The sequence below is a fragment of the Chryseobacterium formosense genome (genome assembly GCF_900116415.1).
GTDB classification, from domain to species: Bacteria; Bacteroidota; Bacteroidia; order Flavobacteriales; family Weeksellaceae; genus Chryseobacterium; species Chryseobacterium formosense.
In genome coordinates this window covers 469240-489182 of the sequence record NZ_FPAP01000003.1, presented here as the reverse complement: position 1 = coordinate 489182, position 19943 = coordinate 469240, and the positions used below count along the sequence as shown (strand labels likewise).

The 19943-nt window shown below is 34.7% G+C and carries 19 protein-coding genes; 12 read left to right on the top strand and 7 right to left on the bottom strand.

Annotation, left to right across the window (positions count from 1 at the left end):
* Positions 1-57 precede the first annotated feature (57 nt).
* Positions 58-2514 carry a DUF5686 family protein gene (locus BM371_RS13650; protein ID WP_051882971.1) on the bottom strand — a complete coding sequence of 819 codons (2457 nt, stop codon included), beginning with the start codon at positions 2512-2514 and terminating at the stop codon, positions 58-60.
* 371 nt (positions 2515-2885) lie between these two features.
* On the opposite strand from BM371_RS13650, the gene BM371_RS13645 reads away from it, so the two are divergent.
* The 4 genes from BM371_RS13645 to BM371_RS13620 all read left to right on the top strand — a co-directional run bounded on the left by BM371_RS13645 (position 2886) and on the right by BM371_RS13620 (position 6526).
* The gene (locus BM371_RS13645; protein WP_034678578.1) at positions 2886-3839 is read left to right on the top strand and encodes a bacteriophage abortive infection AbiH family protein; all 954 of its coding nucleotides are present in this window, start codon (positions 2886-2888) and stop codon (positions 3837-3839) included.
* A 93-nt stretch (positions 3840-3932) separates the two neighbouring features.
* Complete coding sequence (locus BM371_RS13640) at positions 3933-4598, top strand: DUF4468 domain-containing protein (protein WP_081874582.1); 666 nt, start codon at positions 3933-3935, stop codon at positions 4596-4598.
* A gap of 599 nt (positions 4599-5197) precedes the next feature.
* Positions 5198-5902, top strand: a complete 705-nt coding sequence (locus BM371_RS13625; protein WP_034678573.1) for a hypothetical protein — start codon at positions 5198-5200, stop codon at positions 5900-5902.
* Between the two features lie 333 nt (positions 5903-6235).
* A complete protein-coding gene (locus tag BM371_RS13620; RefSeq protein ID WP_034678858.1) occupies positions 6236-6526 on the top strand; it encodes a GIY-YIG nuclease family protein in 291 nt (96 codons plus the stop codon).
* A 440-nt stretch (positions 6527-6966) separates the two neighbouring features.
* On the opposite strand, the gene alaS is transcribed toward BM371_RS13620, so the two are convergent.
* Positions 6967-9570, bottom strand: coding sequence for an alanine--tRNA ligase (gene alaS / locus BM371_RS13615; protein WP_034678572.1), 2604 nt, complete (start codon positions 9568-9570; stop codon positions 6967-6969).
* A 68-nt stretch (positions 9571-9638) separates the two neighbouring features.
* Positions 9639-9794 carry a hypothetical protein gene (locus BM371_RS20585; RefSeq protein WP_165571794.1) on the bottom strand — a complete coding sequence of 52 codons (156 nt, stop codon included), beginning with the start codon at positions 9792-9794 and terminating at the stop codon, positions 9639-9641.
* Between the two features lie 236 nt (positions 9795-10030).
* On the opposite strand from BM371_RS20585, the gene BM371_RS13605 reads away from it, so the two are divergent.
* The 3 genes from BM371_RS13605 (at position 10031) to msrB (ending at position 12306) form a co-directional block, all read left to right on the top strand.
* The gene (locus tag BM371_RS13605; RefSeq protein WP_034678569.1) at positions 10031-10585 is read left to right on the top strand and encodes an RNA polymerase sigma factor; all 555 of its coding nucleotides are present in this window, start codon (positions 10031-10033) and stop codon (positions 10583-10585) included.
* Positions 10586-10597: 12 nt separating this feature from the next.
* Positions 10598-10870 carry a hypothetical protein gene (locus tag BM371_RS13600; RefSeq protein WP_034678567.1) on the top strand — a complete coding sequence of 91 codons (273 nt, stop codon included), beginning with the start codon at positions 10598-10600 and terminating at the stop codon, positions 10868-10870.
* A gap of 341 nt (positions 10871-11211) precedes the next feature.
* Positions 11212-12306, top strand: a complete 1095-nt coding sequence (msrB, locus tag BM371_RS13595; protein WP_034678857.1) for a peptide-methionine (R)-S-oxide reductase MsrB — start codon at positions 11212-11214, stop codon at positions 12304-12306.
* 50 nt (positions 12307-12356) lie between these two features.
* On the opposite strand, the gene BM371_RS13590 is transcribed toward msrB, so the two are convergent.
* Positions 12357-13034: a hypothetical protein gene (locus BM371_RS13590; RefSeq protein ID WP_051882969.1), complete on the bottom strand. Its 678-nt coding sequence runs from the start codon at positions 13032-13034 to the stop codon at positions 12357-12359.
* A 264-nt stretch (positions 13035-13298) separates the two neighbouring features.
* Here BM371_RS13590 and BM371_RS13585 point away from each other — a divergent pair, with 264 nt between their 5' ends.
* Genes BM371_RS13585 through BM371_RS13575 form a run of 3 tightly spaced genes read left to right on the top strand, consistent with a single transcriptional unit; the run spans position 13299 to position 17117 of the window.
* On the top strand, positions 13299-13892 hold the full coding sequence (locus tag BM371_RS13585) for a (2Fe-2S)-binding protein (protein ID WP_034678565.1): 594 nt from the start codon (positions 13299-13301) through the stop codon (positions 13890-13892).
* The gene (locus BM371_RS13580; RefSeq protein WP_034678564.1) at positions 13889-14866 is read left to right on the top strand and encodes an FAD binding domain-containing protein; all 978 of its coding nucleotides are present in this window, start codon (positions 13889-13891) and stop codon (positions 14864-14866) included. Before BM371_RS13585 ends, BM371_RS13580 begins: the two co-directional genes overlap by 4 nt.
* A 34-nt stretch (positions 14867-14900) precedes the next feature.
* Positions 14901-17117, top strand: coding sequence for a xanthine dehydrogenase family protein molybdopterin-binding subunit (locus tag BM371_RS13575; RefSeq protein ID WP_034678563.1), 2217 nt, complete (start codon positions 14901-14903; stop codon positions 17115-17117).
* A gap of 126 nt (positions 17118-17243) precedes the next feature.
* On the opposite strand, the gene BM371_RS13570 is transcribed toward BM371_RS13575, so the two are convergent.
* The 3 genes from BM371_RS13570 to BM371_RS13560 form a co-directional block, all read right to left on the bottom strand.
* A complete protein-coding gene (locus tag BM371_RS13570; protein ID WP_034678562.1) occupies positions 17244-17828 on the bottom strand; it encodes a hypothetical protein in 585 nt (194 codons plus the stop codon).
* A 133-nt stretch (positions 17829-17961) separates the two neighbouring features.
* A complete protein-coding gene (locus tag BM371_RS13565; protein WP_034678561.1) occupies positions 17962-18339 on the bottom strand; it encodes a SpoIIAA family protein in 378 nt (125 codons plus the stop codon).
* 108 nt (positions 18340-18447) lie between these two features.
* Positions 18448-18804 (bottom strand): hypothetical protein, encoded by a 357-nt coding sequence (locus tag BM371_RS13560; RefSeq protein WP_034678559.1) that lies wholly within the window; start codon positions 18802-18804, stop codon positions 18448-18450.
* Positions 18805-18890: 86 nt separating this feature from the next.
* On the opposite strand from BM371_RS13560, the gene BM371_RS13555 reads away from it, so the two are divergent.
* Complete coding sequence (locus tag BM371_RS13555) at positions 18891-19169, top strand: DUF1294 domain-containing protein (protein WP_034678557.1); 279 nt, start codon at positions 18891-18893, stop codon at positions 19167-19169.
* 119 nt (positions 19170-19288) lie between these two features.
* Complete coding sequence (locus BM371_RS13550; protein ID WP_034678555.1) at positions 19289-19840, top strand: type 1 glutamine amidotransferase domain-containing protein; 552 nt, start codon at positions 19289-19291, stop codon at positions 19838-19840.
* Positions 19841-19943 lie beyond the last annotated feature (103 nt).

Here is a 19943-nt window from a genome sequence, read left to right as displayed (position 1 = left end):
TGACAAAATAACTGCTGATTTTAGTATTATGCTTAAAGAGGGACATTCATATAAAGATTAATTCAAAACATTAAATCTCAGCTTAATCCCAAAATTATCTTTAAACTCAGACGTTTGATAATGTCCTAATCTATAAGAAAAACCTACGCCGAAATTTCTTCCCAGAAAACGGTTCCAGATGATTCCGACTTCCTGATAATAATGATCCAGAACCTGAAAATCGAACTGATGATCGCTGCGGTTTTTAAAATCCCCAATGGCAGATTGGTATTCTACCTCAAGATTGGAATATCTTGATCCGAAAGTTTTAAATCTGAAAGGTAAATATTGTGAAATTTTAAATCCAACAAATTTATCCGCATAAAAAGTTCCTGCAGGCATTGTTGTAAATCCTAGATTGGATGGCGTGTTGATATTCTGATACCACTTATCCGGGCTTCCGTCTCTATGACCTGCGATTTCAAAGTTTTTCCAGATCGGAGCTGTTCCCGAAGAAAGTCCTCCAAACAATTTGATATTTGTGTAGCCTAATTTTGATCTAAACTGATGAATGATCAATGCATCTAATCTGTGATAATCCAAATCGCCGCCTAAAGCGTTAAATCCTTTTTCAAAATTCATAAATATCTGTGGAAATGCCTTTTCGTAAGTATATTTTCCGGTTGGTGTCATAATATTTTTATCATTCGGAGCGAACTTTAAAGATAAAGTAGCACTTGTATTGTCGAAGCTGTTGCCTAAATTTTTGTACTGATAATCAAAAACAGCAGACTGTTTTTCTTTATTTAAGCTCAATTTCATGCTTAAAGAATTCGAAATATCATAAAGATAAGATGCTCCCCATTTTTGGTTTTTATAGAAATTGGCATTGTGAATATCAAGATTCAAATCATTAATTCTGGTCATCATATCCCACATATTGTTGCTAAATCTTCCTGCAGCAAAAACATCATCCACATAATCTATCCTGAAAACAGAAGTTCTTTTATCTGATAATTTCACATCTAAACCTAGACCGTATTTCCAGGTATGATCCTTAAATCCGTACCCGAAATAACCATCCGGAGAAAATGTTTTACTGAATCTCTCATTCAGCTTCAGACCTGCTCCCAAACGAACACCTTGGTATTTATCGTAGCTGAAAAGTTTGGTAATATCGAAATCAATCATTTTGTAGCGCAGATTTCCTCTCATTAATTGGGTTAAAAAGCTTAGTTTTTTCTCGAAGTCATGTTTTTGTACAAAACTGTCGATTTTGGTGTAGGTTGCGCTTTCTCTTGCAGTTAGACTGTCGGTTCTGTACTGATCGAGAAGACTTCCGTCAGAATTTTTCATTTCCAGAGAATAACCTTTGAACTCTGACGCTTTTTGCTCTTCATTAATGTTAAAATCAAAAAAACGGTTTTTAACATATAAATAATTTCCGAATTTTTTTCTGTTGTATTTTGCGGTTTGTCCGGGTTTTATACTGTCTTTTTTTGATGTATTGAAACTTTGGCTTCCCATTTTGACTTTAATGTCTTCATAGTCTAAAAACCATTTTCCATTAACAGGTTTCCAAACAGAAACAATGTCGCCTTCGTTTTGTTTCTTATTTTGGCTTTCAAATTTTTTCAAGGCATAAGTTTCGGAATCGATATATATTTTTCCGTTAAATTTTCGGGGATTTTGCTTCTTTTTGTCTGTGATTTCCTTGAATTTAATAACAAAAGTTTTTCTTCCGTCCAGCTGCAAAGTATCAGAAAGATAAAAATTAAATAATTTTCTATTTTCCGGTCTAAGCTGTCTTGGAACACGATCCAAATTAGAAATGTTAATGGCTAAAGCTTCATAGATCGGATTTTTGAAACCGGACATCCTATTGTCGATGATATTGGTTTTCTCACCAAACTTCTGAGAATATTTGTATTCCGTAGCTTTTTCCCAAAGAAACATCTGACTTTCTTCCGTAGCCCCAATGAAATCTTCGGCGGTAAGAGAATCTTTTTTGTCTTTTTCTTTCTGAATAAAATCTTTCTTATCAACTTTTGAAAGCGAATCTTTTCTGATTGCTAAAAAGTTTTTGTAGACATCGACAGAATCTTTGTCTACATCGATAGAAAATTTAGAATAAGATTTGAAATGATAAGAATCTAAAGACTTCGGAGAATTTTCTTTTGCTTTTTTATTCACTTCATCCAGAATCCTCAATGCTCTTGGATCACTTTTATCCTGAATAACCACGCGGTCGATATTGCTTCTTTTTTCAGAAAGCGGAATCATTGAGATTTCCATATTCTTTTTCACATCTACGGAAATATCTTCAAAATTACTGGCAAGAATTTCTACTTTTTTACATTTTGTTTTCAAACTGAGATTCCCGCTGTAATCGGTTTTCCCAAGCAGTTCATCATCGCAGTAAACCGCCGCATTGGGAACCGGTTCTTTGGTTGATTTGCTTAAAACTTTCAATTGTGTTTGCCCGAAAAACAAGAGCGTGGACAATAAAAACAGAGCAGATAAAAGTTTGGTCATGTAGCTTTTTATTAATTAGACAAAACTATTGATAAGAAAGTTACAAAATGAAGGAAGAAAATATAATCTTTTGTTAAAAATAAAATCAGCTGTACTTCAATGCAATACCGCTGATTTTTATATTATTCAATTCCCGTAGGAATGAGAAATGATATTTTGTTTAAGAGTTTTTAAGGTATTTTACTTAAATATTTTTCTATTGTCAAATCTCCGTCAGTTAGAGTAGAAATTTTTTCATTTTGGTTTGAATTAAAAAGGTGTTCTTTAAAAAGAATTATTTATTTTAGCGAAAGTGATAGTTAGGATTTAAATAATCAATAACTCATATATAATATATTACAGTTAACAAAAATATTAAGATAAGATAAGAAATGAAATTATTTATTCTAGGGAATGGTTTTGACATTAGTCATCAAATACCTTGCAGATACTCTGATTTTTATAGCTACTTACTGGAAAACAGAAACGACATCTTAGAAGTAATGGAAAAATTCTATTACGTTGAAAGCGATTCCGATTTATGGTCTGATTTTGAAACCAGCTTAGAAGAAGACATCATTTATGATTCATTAAAAGAAATTATTGGTGAAAATAGCCCAAATTGTGGATCTGACGATTTCAGTGATGGTGATTGGTATACTGCACAAGTTTATGTAGAAGATGAATGCGAAGAATTATTAGTAAATATCAGAAATGGATTTGAGGAGTGGATTAATTCTTTGGATATTAGTGATATAAATAGGATTTATAAATTAGATAAGTCAGATTTTTACATTACTTTTAACTATACAGAAATTTTGGAAAGGATTTATAATATACCATTGCTTAAAATTATGCATATTCATAATAAAGTTGGTGAAGAATTAATTTTTGGTCACGGTAAAAATTCTGAAAATTTCAATGTTAGGCAAGCATTATATGGTGATGAAAATGCGTTTCTTACAATAGATGAGGATGGCAATGTTGAGTCTGGAGAAATGGGGCATGAAAAGTTTGCAGAAAATGCAGTTGATTCATTTTATGATATGATGCGTAAACCAACAGAAAAAATAATAGAAAATAATTTTGAGTATTTTAATAACTTAAGAGATATTGATGAAATTGTTGTTATTGGACATTCTTATAATGAAATTGATTTCCCATACTTTAAAAGAATTTCGGAACAAATAGGTGATTCTGTGAATTGGACTCTATGTTACTATTCTGATAATGATTTACAATCAGCTAAAGAAATAATGCGGCAACTTGGCATTAGCACAGATTTACAATCTTATAAACATAGTACTGAATTAGAAATTAAGGATAACCAATTAAATCTTTTTTAAAAAATATTAGTCATTGTTTAATGAAGACAAAGAAAAAAAATATGCTTCTCAGTTTAGAAAATGTACTTGCTTATTATATATATTACTTAAAATATGCAAATCATTTTAGTAAAGTTAAGTAAAGAAATTAGTTCTATAATTTTAATAAATATAGATATTTGCAAAAAATTAAAACCAAGTATAATGTTTAAACAATTTTTTAATTGTAAAAAAATACTCTTTTTTCTACTTTTAGTTGTCTCTTTCTTAGTGTCTGCACAAAAGATGGTTTTATTGCCTACAGGGTTAATGGATGCAGAAAACGTAGAAGTCAGAAAAAATTATATTGTTCTTAATATTGCGAACAAAACATCAAAACAATTATATGATGAATCTATTAAATTCATAAATAAGAATTACAAAAATCCTGATGAGGTCATTAAAGGTAAAACCGAAGGTGAATATCTCAAATTTGTAACTTACGCACCTCACTTTATAAATGTTAAAAACGGATTAGCAAAAGTTCCATTTAATGTAGAATATACAACGGAGTTGTCGTTTAAAGATGGTAGAGTTAAATATGAAATTATTGACTTGAGAATATTTAATGATTCAAATTATACCCTTAATATTACAGGAGGCGGTATCTCGTTTTTTATTTTTAACAAAAAGGGAGAATTAAAAAAGGAAGAAACAAAAATCGATATTGAAAATTATTTTAATAAAAATATCTCAATTCTTTCTGATTTTTTAAAAGGAGAAAATTCTGAAAATTGGTAAAATCAATTTAAATATAATAATATCATTTTTTCTCAACAATAATCTTTAAATAAAATAAAAGCCTCGCCCATGCGAGGTTTTTCCATTTCAAAAAAATAAAACTTTCCAATCTCATACTATCCAAAATATTTTTATATTTGTTTGAAGAACAACAAAAAACAAAATGATGATTTATAAAAATAATCCCGCAGTTCATGCGCAGGTTTCCTGCACCACAGGATTCCACAGCAATCCAAATTCTAAACAACAACGTTTTAACCTCAAAACCCAATAAATCATTCCGTTTGATCGCTCAAGGAGTTCGAAGACCGCTTCAACCGTTTAGAAAAGGTTCTCAAGTATTCCGTTGAGGCAATCAACCCTTCCGAAAGGTCGTTCAAGTGTTCTGTAAAGGCAATCAACCATTCCGAAGAGCCAGTCAAGTACTCCGAAGAGCCGTTCAACCGTTCCGAAGAAGCAATCAACCACTCCGAAGAGCCAATCAAGTACAATTTATTATTTATCAGTGCTTTACAGGCTTTTTGTAAAAGCTGACGCATAAGTGCAAATGAGAAATTGAGATTTCAGAACTATATTTTAAACACAAAAACAAATCCATTATGAAAAAAGAACAGGTAGTACGTAATTTCAAATTAGCAGATTCCGTATTGAAACAAAAAGCAGATGAATTCATCGCTCTCATCGATAGAGATATTGCAGAATTCACCGACCGTGGCTACAGTCCCGCAAAAAAGACCGAGCTGATGGCTGCACGAAGTACCGTAGACAGTTTTCCAAGCGATGAACAGCTCGAAGCCATTAAAATCAATCTCACCGAACAGAAGGATACCGCCAGAAAAGCCTTGGAAAAATCCATGCGCAGTATTTTCAATATGGCAGAAAATGTTTTCGGGCAGTTCAGTGCCAAATACAAAGAATTCGGCAATGCCTTAATCAGTCAGCAAAGCGATGCCGAGATTGTCCGTGTCGCCAAAATCATGAGCAGCACCGCAGAAAAGTACCTTACCGAACTTTCGGAAGAAGGTCTGACCTCAGATAAAATCAACACCCTCATTACCCAACGCGACGCGCTGGATCTCGCCATCGATGCACAGGCTCAGGGAATTTCCGACCGTGATGTTGCCGCCGAAGGTAGGGTAGAAGCCCTCAATATTCTATACCAACTGCTCACCAAATACGCGGGCATCGGTCAGGATATTTTCTACGAAACCAACGAAGCCAAATACAATGACTACATCATCTACGACACCCCAAGCGGTTTGCCGGAAGTACCACCGACAGATCCGGTGCAGGTTAACATTTAGTGAGTTTGCGCTGCGTCAGTCGTACGTCAGTTCGAGTGTTTTTCGTAGCGAAGCGGAGAAAAATGTATCGAGAACTAGCGAATTGAAGGATATTTAGTTCACTTATCACAAACTTCTCGATACGATTTTCTTCAAAAATCTACTCGAAGTGACGTAAGGAAAATCGCGTCGTCAGTTCGAGTGTTTTTCTGTAACACAGTGGAAGAAAAATGTATCGAGAATTTAGTGAATTGGAGGATATTTTGTTTTCTTATCACAAACTTCTCGATACGGTTTTCTTCAAAAACCTACTCGAAGTGACGGATTATGAATCAGACTATTAAACAATTAATCATGCAAATATCATTTGTCTACATCTTACTTTGTTCTGATAACACATTCTACACTGGAGTAACCGAAAATGTCTACAAACGCTTTGACGAACATCAGGATGGAAAATATTTTGGCTCTTATACTTTCTCAAGACGTCCATTACAATTAGTCTATTTTACTCAATTTATGGATATAGAACAAGCAATTGTTTTTGAGAAAAAGATAAAAAAATGGTCTCAAGCGAAAAAATTAGCATTGATTGAAGGAAGATATGAAGACTTACCCAATCTTGCGAAAAAGAAGTTTAAATAAAAAGATTAATATGCAGTCGAGTCGTCGGTTCGAGTGTTTTTCTGCAACGAAGTGGAAGAAAAATGTATCGAGAACCTATGAACGAAAGCACGAAATCTGTCTGTTCATCAAAAAGTTCTCGATACGCTCCATTGCATTCCGCTACTCGAACTGACGATTTGTTAAAATAAGATATTATCACTGTCAGTTGAACCGTCAGTTCGAGTGTTTTTCTGCAACGCAGTGGAAGAAAATGTATCGAGAACTCGTTAACCGAAGTACAAAATTTGTTTTCTAAACAAAAACTTCTCGATACACTCCGCTTCGTTGCATTACTAGAAGTGACGACGTACGATTCATGTTGTAGAATAAAACAATCCCTCTCAAACTGAAAGGGATTGTTAATTTATAAAAAATCAAATATTTTAAACCACAATATGGTCTATTTTACCAAGAATTAATTAAACATTCAACGCCTTCTGGTATGCATTTTCCAGACCATCAAGATTTTTTCCGCCTGCTGTTGCAAAGCCCGGATTTCCGCCGCCGCCACCTTGGATTTCTTTTGCTAAATCTTTTACGATGGTTCCGGCTTGATAACTTGCTGCCAAATCATCTGAAACACCAACGGTAATCATTGGTTTTCCGTCTGCATCAGAAAGAATGATCGTTACTGAAGTTGGGATTTCTTTCTTCAACTGGAACACGATATCTTTTACAGAACCTGCATCAAGAGAGGTTTTCTTTACCAAAAGTTGCTTGTCTCCTTTGTGTTCGTAAGCGTTTTTCCAGTCACCGATTTCGCCTTTCGCTTTTTCTTTTTTGAATGCTTCAACTTCGGATTTCAATGATGCGTTTTCTTCGATTAATTTCTCGATAGATTTCACAACATCTTTAGATTTTAGCAATTGAGAAAGTTCAGTAATCTGTTTTTCTAAATTTTTAAAATATTCTGCAGATTTATCACCTGAAATCGCTTCAATTCTTCTGATTCCCGCTGCTGCAGAGCTTTCAGAAACAATTTTAAAATGACCAATTTCGCTGGTGTTTTTCACGTGAGTTCCACCACAAAGCTCTTTTGAACTTCCAAACTGGATCATTCTCACACTGTCTCCATATTTTTCACCAAACAAGGCCATCGCACCTTTGTCAATCGCTTCTTGAATTGGAATATTTCTGAATTCCTGTAAAGCAATACTTTCTTTGATTTTAGTATTCACTTTTTCTTCAACCAAAGCCAGTTCTTCTTCCGTCATTTTATTGAAATGGGAGAAATCAAAACGAAGATAATCTGGACCAACGTAAGAACCTTTCTGCTCAACGTGCGTTCCTAAAACTTCTCTTAAAGCTTCATGCAACAAATGTGTAACAGAGTGGTTCGCCTGAGAATTTTTTCTGTCGGTTGCATTTACTTTAGCATAAAAAACAGCACCTGCATCTTTCGGAAGTCCGCTGATTAAAGAAATAATCAATCCATTTTCCTTTTTAGTTTCTAAAACCTCAAAGCTTTCGGTAGCATTTTCAAGGACACCTTTATCTCCGATTTGTCCACCACCTTCCGGATAGAAAGGCGATTCGCTCAACACCACCTGATAAAATTCTCCGTCTTTATTTTCTACTTTTCTGTATCTTGTAATGTAGGTTTCAGATTCGATTTTATCATAACCAACAAAGTTTTCTTCTCTTTCTTCTAAAGTTACCCAATCATAAACTTTCTGGGCAGAATCCGCTTTTGAACGTTGTTTTTGTTCGTTTAAAGCTTGTTCAAATCCTTTTTCGTCGATGGTTAAACCTTTTTCTTCAGCAATAATTCTCGTTAAATCATCCGGGAAACCGTAAGTATCATATAACTCGAAAACTTCTTCTGTTGGCAATACTTTTTTACCTTCAGAAATCGTCTGCTGAATTAATTTATCAACCCTTATTAATCCTGTTTCAATCGTTCTTAAGAAAGATTCTTCCTCACTTTTAATTACTTCCGTAACCAAAGTTCCCTGTTTTTCAAGCTCTGGGAAGAATTTACCCATTTGTTCCTGAAGAACTGCAACCAATTGATAAAGGAAAGGTTCTTTTTGGTCTAAAAATCGGTAAGCGTAAGAAATTCCTCTTCTTAAAATTCTTCTGATCACATAACCCGCTCCTCCGTTTGAAGGCAGCTGTCCGTCTGCAATTGCAAACGAAACGGCTCTGATGTGGTCAACCACAACACGAATGGCGATGTCTTTTTCGTTTGTTAAAATTCCTGTATATTTTTTACCTGAAAGCTCTTCAACCTTAGCAATTAGAGGCGTGAAAACATCCGTGTCATAATTGGATTCTTTCTGCTGTAAAGCCATACAAAGACGCTCGAATCCCATTCCGGTATCGATGTGTTTTGCCGGAAGATTTTCCAGAGAACCGTCTGCTTTTCTGTTGAACTGCATGAAAACGAGATTCCAGATTTCTACCACTTGTGGATGGTCGTTGTTCACCAATTCCAATCCTGAAACTTTTACTTTTTCTTCAGCACTTCTCAAATCAACATGGATTTCTGAACATGGTCCACAAGGTCCGCTTGCGCCCATTTCCCAGAAATTATCTTTCTTGTTTCCGTTGATAATTCGGTCTTGAGAAATGAACTGTTTCCACAAATCATAAGCTTCTGTATCTCTTTCAAGATTTTCTTTTTCGTCACCTTCAAAAATGGTTACGTAAAGATTTTCTTTCGGAATTCCGTATACTTCAGTCAGTAATTCCCAAGCCCAAGTAATCGCTTCTTTTTTGAAATAATCACCAAAAGACCAGTTCCCAAGCATTTCAAACATCGTATGGTGATAGGTGTCGCGACCTACATCATCCAAATCATTATGCTTCCCGGAAACTCTTAAACATTTCTGCGTATCGGCAATTCTTGAGGCTTTAGGTTCTTTATATCCTAAAAAATAATCTTTGAACTGCGTCATTCCTGAGTTGGAAAACATTAAGGTCGGATCATCTTTCAGCACAATCGGTGCAGAAGGAACGATAAGATGTTCTTTTGATTGAAAGTAGTCTAAAAACTTTTGTCTTATTTCCTGTGAAGTCATTTTATATAGAGCTTTGCTTTTTAAATTTTTGATAAGATGCAAATTTAATGTTTTTAGCTGATTTAGTTTTAAATATTTTTTAGGAGCTCTTTCCCGCTTTCCGCACTCGCTATTTCGTATGTTTCTACGGCGTGGCGAAGCCACGCCGTAGAAACATACGAAATGAGCTCAAACAAAGCTGCAATCGGGGCTAGGATTTTGGTTGTTATTACAATTTTTGTCATTTCGACGAAGGAAAAATCTAAATTCAACTATTTTGAGTACGCATACAAAAACCACCCCGTCAAAAATTCTTTCGAATTTTCGCCACCAGTGCCTCATTATTTTTTATTTATTTTTTGTTTCGGCGAATCTCGTTCCTCGATTTCCAAGGGAGGGGAATTTTGATGCCGTATATTTTTTTGCTATTTGCCTTTTAACTTATTATCTTCGTTACGATCTGAAAAGATAAAAGTTTAGCATGACAAAAAATGAAACCCTCAAAAGCTGGATCGAGCAATACTCAGAAGCATTGTTAAGACGTGCAGTTTATCTGGTTTCAGATAAAGTGGAGGCGGAAGATATTGTTCAGGAGGTTTTTATTTCGGCTTTTTCGTCGTTTGATTCTTTTGAAGGGAAAAGCAAACCTATAACCTGGTTGATGACGATTCTTAGTTATAAAGTCGCTGATTTTTACCGGAAAAAATATAAATCGGAACCGGAAATTAAACTCGACCATTTTTTTGAAGAAAACGGTTCTTGGAGAAATAATGATGTTTTAAATAACTGGAACACCGAAAATAGAGAAGCCGAGCTTCTTGACGACAGGGACTTTAATCAAACATTAGAGAATTGTCTTGAAGATTTACCTTCCAGATGGAAGATTCCGGTGAAAATGTATTATCTTGAAGAAAAAAAAGCACCGGAAGTAAGTCAGGAATTGAATATTTCTACGACTAATCTATGGAAGATTCTGCAAAGAAGCAGAATGCAGCTGAGAGAATGTCTGGAATTTAACTGGTTTGCCAAGTCATAAATGATTTAAAAGATGCTAAGAAAACTAATCCATATCATATTTTTACCATGCAGTGAAGCAACTTTACTGATGGAAAAACGAAATGCAGAAAATATTTCCTCAAAAGAAAACTGGAAATTGTCTTTGCATTTAAAAATCTGTAAATGGTGCAGAGCTTACAAGCAGAAATTGGAAATTTTAGACGATATTCTGAAAAGAAAGATTGCTCAGGAAAATAGTACTAAAATTAATGATTCTGAAATTCAGTCATTTAAAGATAAAATCATTAAAAATTTAGATATTTAATAAAATTTTTGTCAGGATTTTGAATTTGTTCCGACTATACTTTTGAAAACAACAAAGTATTAATTCAAATCTTAAAAAATGAACGGAACGATCTTAAAAATTAACCAAGATAATCGAGATATTAAACACTCGGTGATGAATTTCATTCTCAATGAAAGTTCTCCTTATTTAAAACCACATTTCAACTTTCATCGTATATAATTCTAGGTAAATTGAAGGTAATTTCACTATTGTTTTAATAGAAATTATCAGTAATTGATCATGAGTTATAGTCCGAAATTTGCAATAAGAATTGCGGATTTAATTGAACAAAAAGAATTAAAATGAATAAAAAGATAAAAATGAAAAACATATTTATATTACTCGGAATGATTCTGAGTATAGCAGTATTTGCAACAAGCTGTGGAGATTCAAAGAAACTGAAATCCACAGAAACTAAAAAAGAAAATGAGACCATTATGGACAACAAAAATGTAAAAGAAGTTTATTTTGCAGGCGGATGTTTTTGGGGAACTGAACATTTTTTTCAACAAATTCGTGGCGTGGTAGGAACGGAAGTGGGATATGCGAACGGAAACAAGAAAAATCCGACTTACGAGGAAGTAATCAGCCATACAACGGGTTTTGCAGAAACCGTAAAAGTAAAATACGATCCCGAACAGGTTGATCTTGCACTTTTAATTGATCTTTATTTTAAAACAATCGATCCTACAAGTTTAAACAAACAGGGAAATGACAGAGGAGATCAGTACAGAACCGGAATTTATTCTACCGATAAAGAAACAGAGGCAATCGTAAAGCAGGAAGTGGCAAAATTAGCTAAAAATTACAGCAAGCCTATTTTAGTAGAAACGATTCCGTTGAAAAATTTCTACAGTGCTGAAGATTATCATCAGGATTATTTAGATAAAAATCCGGGAGGTTACTGCCATATCGAACCGGGACTTTTTGAAATGGCAAAAAATGCAAACCCTCCTAAAAAAGTAACGAAATATCAAAAGCAGGACAAAAACGTTTTGAAACAGAAACTGACTTCTGAGCAGTATAAAGTAACCCAGGAAAATGCTACGGAAATGCCTTTCAAAAATGAATATTGGGATGAGACAAGAGAAGGAATTTATGTGGATATTACAACCGGTGAACCATTATTTATTTCGACCGATAAGTTTGAATCTGGTTGCGGATGGCCAAGTTTTTCAAAACCGATTAGCCAGAAACTGATTGACGAAAAAGTGGATAATACAGTTGGAATGACGAGAACCGAGGTGAGAAGTAAAACCGGAGATGCACATTTGGGACATGTTTTCGATGACGGACCAAAAGATAAAGGCGGATTGAGATATTGCATCAATTCAGCATCTTTGAAATTTATTCCCAAAGCTGAAATGAAAGACAAAGGTTACGGAGATTATATTTCTCTTTTAGATAAGAAATAAGTGTCTTATAAAGTAAAATGAAAGGACTGTCGAAAGGCAGTCTTTTTTGTTTAAGATAGTTGAAACCTTTCTTTAATACTCAGCAGTGAAATATTTAGGAATAATAAAAAACCAAAAATTATGGGAAAGCTTCCTGTAGGAAGTTGAACAATTTTTTCTGAAAAGATATTTACAAATTTTCTGTCTGCGAAGTCATTCAGATAATTCCAGATATTTTTATTTGGCGCATCAACGATTTCAAAAATTTCGATGCACATTTGCACATTATCAGTATTTACCCCTTGTTGTGGTACGCTATAATTGGTACTTGCAACCAAGTTTCCGCTTTCCAAATCTATACCGTAATATTCATGCTTTGAAATATGAAAATCATTCAATAATGATACAAAATCGCCGTATGTATTGTTTTTATTTAAAACAAATTCAATTCCTTTGTTTTCTGAATTTTGGTTCCTGAGTTTTCTGATTTCTGAAACATATAAATCAGAATTCTTTTTTGCTTCATTACCGCTAACAGTTATTTTCGAATAATGGTCACGTTGTAAAGGCAAGAAATTTCCGATACTATTTTCTTCCTGATTGATATTTGCATTTTTATCTTTTGAAGGAAGCTGTACATCAATAACATTGGTTACCGTGAAGTCTATATAAGGTGTAATGTAATACCAAAGCAAAACAGGAAGTAGCAACGCACTGATTAATCCCGGAACATAATAAATTTTTCTCATGGCAATAATTTGCAGAAACCGGATGAAAGTTTTAAGCCAAATCTAAGTAATAAAACAAACTGTATTTTCATCGAAAAGATGATGATTCAATATCAGTTTCTGTTATTTTGTTTATCTCTAAATTAGTTTTAAACCTTAATTACGATTGATTATTTAAGTATATTTGAAAGATATGATGTTTTTATTTAAAGATAAAGACTTTTTTCAATTTTTCATTTAAATACAAAAATACATCATACAATTTGAATTTAAAATTCTACTGCAATGCCTGAAAAATCAAATTACAGCAGAAGGCTCTTCCTCAAAACTTCTGCAATGGCCGCTTTATTGGCTGCAATACCATCGTCAGTCAAAGCTTTTTACAATGATGTGAAAACGTTTATACTTCCCAGAAAAACCGTACTTCCCGTAAAAATCTCTGTCAATAAAAAATCATACGAACTGAAAAGTGATTCCCGTACAACACTTTTAGATGTCTTAAGAGAAGATTTAAATCTTACAGGAACGAAAAAAGGCTGTGATCACGGTCAATGTGGAGCTTGTACAGTTCATATTGACGGAGAAAGAGCTTTAAGCTGTCTTACTTTGGCGGTGATGGTTCCCGGAAAGGAAGTGACAACAATTGAAGGTCTTGCCGATGGAGAAAAACTTCATCCAATGCAGGAAGCTTTTATTGAATGTGACGGTTTTCAATGCGGATATTGTACTCCGGGACAGATTATGTCTGCCGTTGCCTGTGTGAACGAAGGTCATACCAATTCGGTAGAAGAAATAAAAGAATTTATGAGCGGAAATCTCTGCCGTTGCGGAGCATATAACGGAATTGTTCAATCTATCCAAAAAGTTGCAGCACGATGAAACCTTATACTTTTGAAAAAGCAGCCAATACAAATGCTGCATTACGCTCGAAAAATGAAAAAGCACATTTTGTTGCAGGCGGTACGAACTTGGTTGACCTTCTGAAAAAAAACATTGCTCAACCGGATGCTTTGATAGACATTACGTCAGCTGTTTCCAGTGAAATCGTTGTGTCGAAAAAGAACATCAGCATTGGCGGAATGGTTCGGAATACGGCATTAACAACCGATAAAAATATTCTGCAAAATACACCACTGATTGCAAAAGCAGTTTTGGCAGGAGCTTCACCGCAGATTCGAAATATGGCAAGTACGGCAGGAAACTTATTGCAGCGTACAAGATGTGTCTATTTTTACGACATCACAATGCCTTGTAATAAGAGAAATCCTGGAAGCGGTTGCAGTGCGTTGAAGGGTGAGAATAGCATGAGTGCCTTGGTAGGTTATAATGAAAATTGTGTTGCGGTGCATCCTTCCGATTTATGTGTTGGACTTGCTGCTCTTGATGCTGAAGTTTTTGCAACTTCTGAAAACAAAAAGAAAATAAAAATTCCTTTTAAAGATTTTCATAAGTTGCCGGAAAATACACCTTCACTGGATAATACACTTCCTCAAAATGCATTAATTACGCATATTGAAATTCCGATAGGACCTTTCTCTAAAAACTTTGCGTATGTGAAACTTCGTGAGCGTACATCGTATGCTTTTGCATTGGTTTCGGTTGCTTCGGCTTTGCATCTAGATGGTGATAAAATTATTGAAGCAAGATTAGCTTCAGGTGGAGTTGCCCACAAACCTTGGCGTTGGTATGAAGCGGAAAATTATTTAAAAGGAAAGAAACCTTCTGCAGAAATTTTTGCAAAAGCAGCTTCCATAGCAACAGAAAATATTAAACCACTTTCAAAAAACGGATATAAAATTCCGATGCTGAAAGGTGCAATTGAAACGGCTTTACAAAACAGCTTGAAATCTTAAATAAGTAAAGAGTATTTAATTTAAAATTAAAAGAATGGGATTTTTTGACGAAACAGGAAAGTATCCAATTCCTGTTGATGGAAGGGTAGAAGCTTTGGCGAAAGTGACTGGAAAAGGAAAATATGCTGCAGAATATGAAGTAGAAAATGTTTGTTATGCTGTATTGGTGACAAGCGAAATTCCTTCGGGTAAGATTAAGTCTTTACAGCTTGAACAGGCGAAACAAGCAGAGGGGGTTATTGATATTATTTCACACTTGAAAAAACCTGAAGTTCCCGGATTTGCAGATGAAGCAAAAATAAAAGAGTCCAAATTCGGATTACCGGTTTTTCATACCGATACGATTTATTTCAAAGGTCAGCCAATTGCTCTGGTTATTGCCAATACTTTTGAGGAAGCGGTGTATGCTGCCTCTTTGGTAAAAGCAGAATATGAAAAAGCCCCTTTCGAAGTTGATTTTAATAAAGCAAGAATTAATACAGAATTAAAACCTGCCGGAAAAGAAAGAGGAAGCCTTGAAACCTGGAAAAATCTTCCGTTTTCGGTGGAGCAGGAATACAATATTGCGGAAGAAGTTCACAATCCTATGGAAATGCATGCAACAATTGCGCAATGGGATGGAAACAAACTAAAATTGTACGACAAGAATCAGGGAGTGAATAGTGTTCAGAAAACGATTTCAGGATTATTTAATTTACCGACAGATAATATTCAGGTTTTCAGTGAATTTGTTGGCGGTGGCTTTGGTTCAGGCTTAAAAGTCTGGCCTCATGTTTTGGCTGCGGTTTTAGGAGCGAAACAGGTTAATCGGCCTGTGAAATTGATGTTGACAAGACCTCAAATGTTTCATTCTGTTGGTTACAGACCTGCTTCGTGGCAGAAAATAAAATTGGGCGCAGATTCTACAGGAAAGATTCAAGGAATACATCATCAGGCAAAAAACGGATGTGCGATTTATGACCCTTTCAGTGACGGAATTACCCGTGTTACAAGATTAATTTATCAGTTTGATAATTTAAAAACTGAAAATGCTGTCGTTCCGCTCAATCTCAGTGCGCCAACCTGGATGCGTGGTCCGGGAGATTGTACAGGAGATTTTGCTGTGGAATCAGCGATAGATGAATTAAGTTATCAGCTTAAAATGGATCCGGTTGAACTTAGGTATAAGAATTTAGCTTTAGATAAAAACCCGGATACAGGTTTGCCTTGGTCAACGAATTATTTAAAAGAGGCCATCCAAAAAGGGGCTGAAATGATTGGCTGGAATCAAAGAAAAGCAGTTCCAAATTCACAAACGGAAGGTGACTGGAAAATCGGCTACGGAATGGCAGTCGGAATGTGGAATGCCGGAAGAAATAAAGCCAGTGCAGGAATTATCATGGATAAGGAAGGAAATATTATCCTTCAAACTGCAATGACTGATATTGGCACGGGAACGGGAACAGGAATGCTGAACATTCTGCACGACGCTACAGGGATTTCAAAATCAAAAATTAAAATACAGTTAGGAAACTCAGATTTGCCTCCCGCAGGAAGTCAGGGTGGAAGTACTGGGATGTCTTCCATCAGTGGAGCCGTGGTTGCGGTAATTGATGTTTTAAAACTAAAACTTTCAGAATATGTTACAAAATTAGATTCGGCTTATAAAAATGCTATAGCAAAAGATATCATTCTTTCTGATACCGGAGTTTCACTGAAAACAGCGGGTCAGCGTTTTGTTCCGTATCAAAAAATATGGGAAGCAAATAATCTTACACTTATTGAGGTAGAAGCCAGTTCAGGTCCGGGAGACGAAAGGTCAAAATACGCATTCTGCTCTTCAGCAGCGCATTTCTGCAAGGTAAAAGTTAATTCTAAAACAGGAAAAATCGTTGTAGAAAAAATGGTTGCTGTCGTTGATGGCGGAAAAGTTATTAATCCGAAGCCCGCAACCAATCAGATTACGGGTGCTGCAGTAGGGGGAATTGGTATGGCGTTAATGGAAAAACAATTAATTGACGAAAGATTGGGAAGCTTGGTTGGAAATGATCTTGCTGGTTATCATTTTCCTGTGAATGCAGATGCGCCGATTATTGAGGTTGCATTTATTAACAAACCCGATCCAAACATCAATCCGAGTGGTGCAAAAGGTTTGGGAGAAGTTGGAATTATCGGGGTTGCTCCTGCGATTGCCAATGCAGTTTTTAATGCGACAGGAAAACGTTTCAGAGATTTGCCGATTACGCCTGAAAAGTTTTTTGCTCAATCTTAAAATACAGCTTTGTTTATAATTTATCAGTTCAATAGAGATAAACCTCAGCAATCATAAGCTGAGGTTTTTGATCTTTTATTATTATACCCATCGAAGGTTTTTAATTCTTATTTTCTGCTAATTTGATTATTGACTAAATTCAGCGCTAAATGATTTAATATTATCAAGATTTGGTAGTGTGTTGACTGTAATTTCTCTCTGATTTTTTTTCGATTTTTTCGAACCCGTTTTTTTGGTAATTTCTGTTATCGTTCCGGCGATTAAATCAGTTTTTGTTTCGATAGTTGCATTTTCGTCCGATTTAATTTTAAAAACAGAAATAAGCTCAAATTTTCCTTTGTTGTGGCGGAAAGTCTGTTCCTGTTTTTCACCATTTATTTCTTTAGAAATAACAAGATTGTTGTTTTCTACACGAATATCCGGAATCTGATTACTGTTGTTTTCTCCTTCATGATTTTGCGGCTCAAATACCTCTGTAGAACTGAATGCAGATTTGAATTTTCTATCCGATCCCAGAAAAAATATCTGAAGTCTTAATGGCCGTTTTGCATTGGAGGTATCTTCAGAAAGGATAATCTTATCCTGCAATCCGTCTTTGTTCAGGTCACCGATAGCTTGTTTTATAAGAGTGAAACTATTTTTATTGCCTTGTTGCTGGGCGAAAATTTGTGTTGCTAAGAAAAGGGATAAAAAAATAAATGTTTTTTTCATGGTTGTGAAACGGTATGGCTGTTTTTTGTTTGAATAACTAAACTACAAAAAAAAATATGATTCTCAATACGGAGTTTTAACTTTTAAAAATTTTTATGAATCAATAAAAAAGGACGCATTAAGCGCCCCTGTGTTATTCTTTATATTCCGGTTCATTACCATTGTTGCACCAATAGAGTGCGTTGTAGACATTATCCTTCGGAAAGAATTTAAAGTTTGAAAATCCCGGAATATCCGTAAATTTCTGTATTTCGTTATCATTGCTTACAATAGCGGCACGGTTGTAGTGTGAGATATTATTAATCTCGGAAAGAGAACTTTTGAGCCAGGATTTTACATCAGTATTGGTAAAATCGGTGTCTAGATATAAAAGATAATTCAGTTCGTCGAACTTTTCAACTTTATTTCTTACGTGGGGAATAACCAGATTATCAAAATCTTCTCGGTTAATTTCGCCTGTAGCATTGAATGCAGCTACGTTTTCGGGTGCATCATTAAGTATCGTAATCATAATAATATAATTTTGGTGGTGAGATTGACTAAACAATAATCAAACCATAAATTATTTTTGATATAAATTTGATTTAAATAATATATTATGATTAAAAAAAGTGCATTTTTAATTTAAAAAATCACCATTACTAATTCTTACACAGTACTCGCTCCCTAAGTATAGAGGATTGCCGTGTTTTTCAGACCAAAAACCATCCAGAATATCTTTAGTAATGCATCGATAAACGGCAACACCTTTATAAATTTTACGATCTTCACTTTCATAATTAAAATTAATGACCAAAATCTCATCTTTGTAAAAGCCAGTACCATTTTGAATATGGTCACCAATCATCCATTGTGCGACAATACGATTATTTTCGTCAAGAGATAATGTCAGAATACCTTGGTAACTGATATGATTTTCTGCTTCCTGATTGCTTCCCTGAACGGAATAGTTACCCACCAGATCTTCTATTGTCATTGATTCATTTAAAAAAAACAAATTTAAAAACTTTTAGACGATGATAATAAGAATGCGGTATTCGTTTTTATATTTAGATTTGCGATATGTTATATTTTCTTTTAATCATTAATCTCATCACTTTCATCATTTTTTCGTTGGATAAATGGAAGGCAACCAAACATAAAAGAAGAATTTCAGAATTTAATTTATTGATTCTCACTTTTTTTGGAGGTACAGCAGGAGCAATTTCGGCCATGCTCATATTCAGACATAAGATTTCTAAGAGAAGCTTTTTGTGGAAGTTTTTTGGAATTATTCTATTGCAGATCCTGATTGTTGTTGGATATACTAAATTTTTGCCCGAAAATTTAAATTTGCTATAAAAACCAATAATCAGGAACTAAAAACCGAAAACCAATTTAACATTTTTTAAATACCACATCCTCGTACCACGGCATTATATTTTCTTAGTTATAGGCATTAACACTAAAAATAAAATATTATGTCTAAGAAAATTGCAATTTTAGCAACCAACGGATTTGAAGAAAGCGAATTGAAATCTCCGAAAGAACATCTGGAACAACAGGGCTGGACAGCACAGATTGTGAGTCCTAAATCCGGAACCATCAAAGCATGGGCTGAAAAGGATTGGGGAAAAGAGTATACCGTTGACAAAACCTTGGATGAGGTTTCAGCTTCAGAATATGATGCACTTGTACTTCCGGGCGGAGTTATTAATCCCGATCAGCTACGAACCAATAAAACAGCTTTGTCTTTTGTTCAGGATTTTTTTAATCAGCATAAACCGGTCGCAGCAATCTGTCACGGACCGCAAATTTTAATCAGTGCAGATGCTGTGAATGGCAGAAAAATGACTTCTGTAAACTCGATCAGCATTGATCTTAAAAATGCCGGAGCAGTTTGGGAAGATAGTGAAGTAGTGGTCGATAACGGATTGGTAACCAGCCGTACTCCTGAAGATCTTCCTGCTTTTAATGCAAAAATGGTTGAAGAAATTAATGAAGGGAAGCATGAGGACCAGAATCTAAATTAATTTACATATGAAATATTGATTTTATTTGAATTAAATTTCAGGATATTAAATAAAAATCCCCAAGGCTCGAATAGTCATGGGGATTTCTGTTAATATGAGTAAA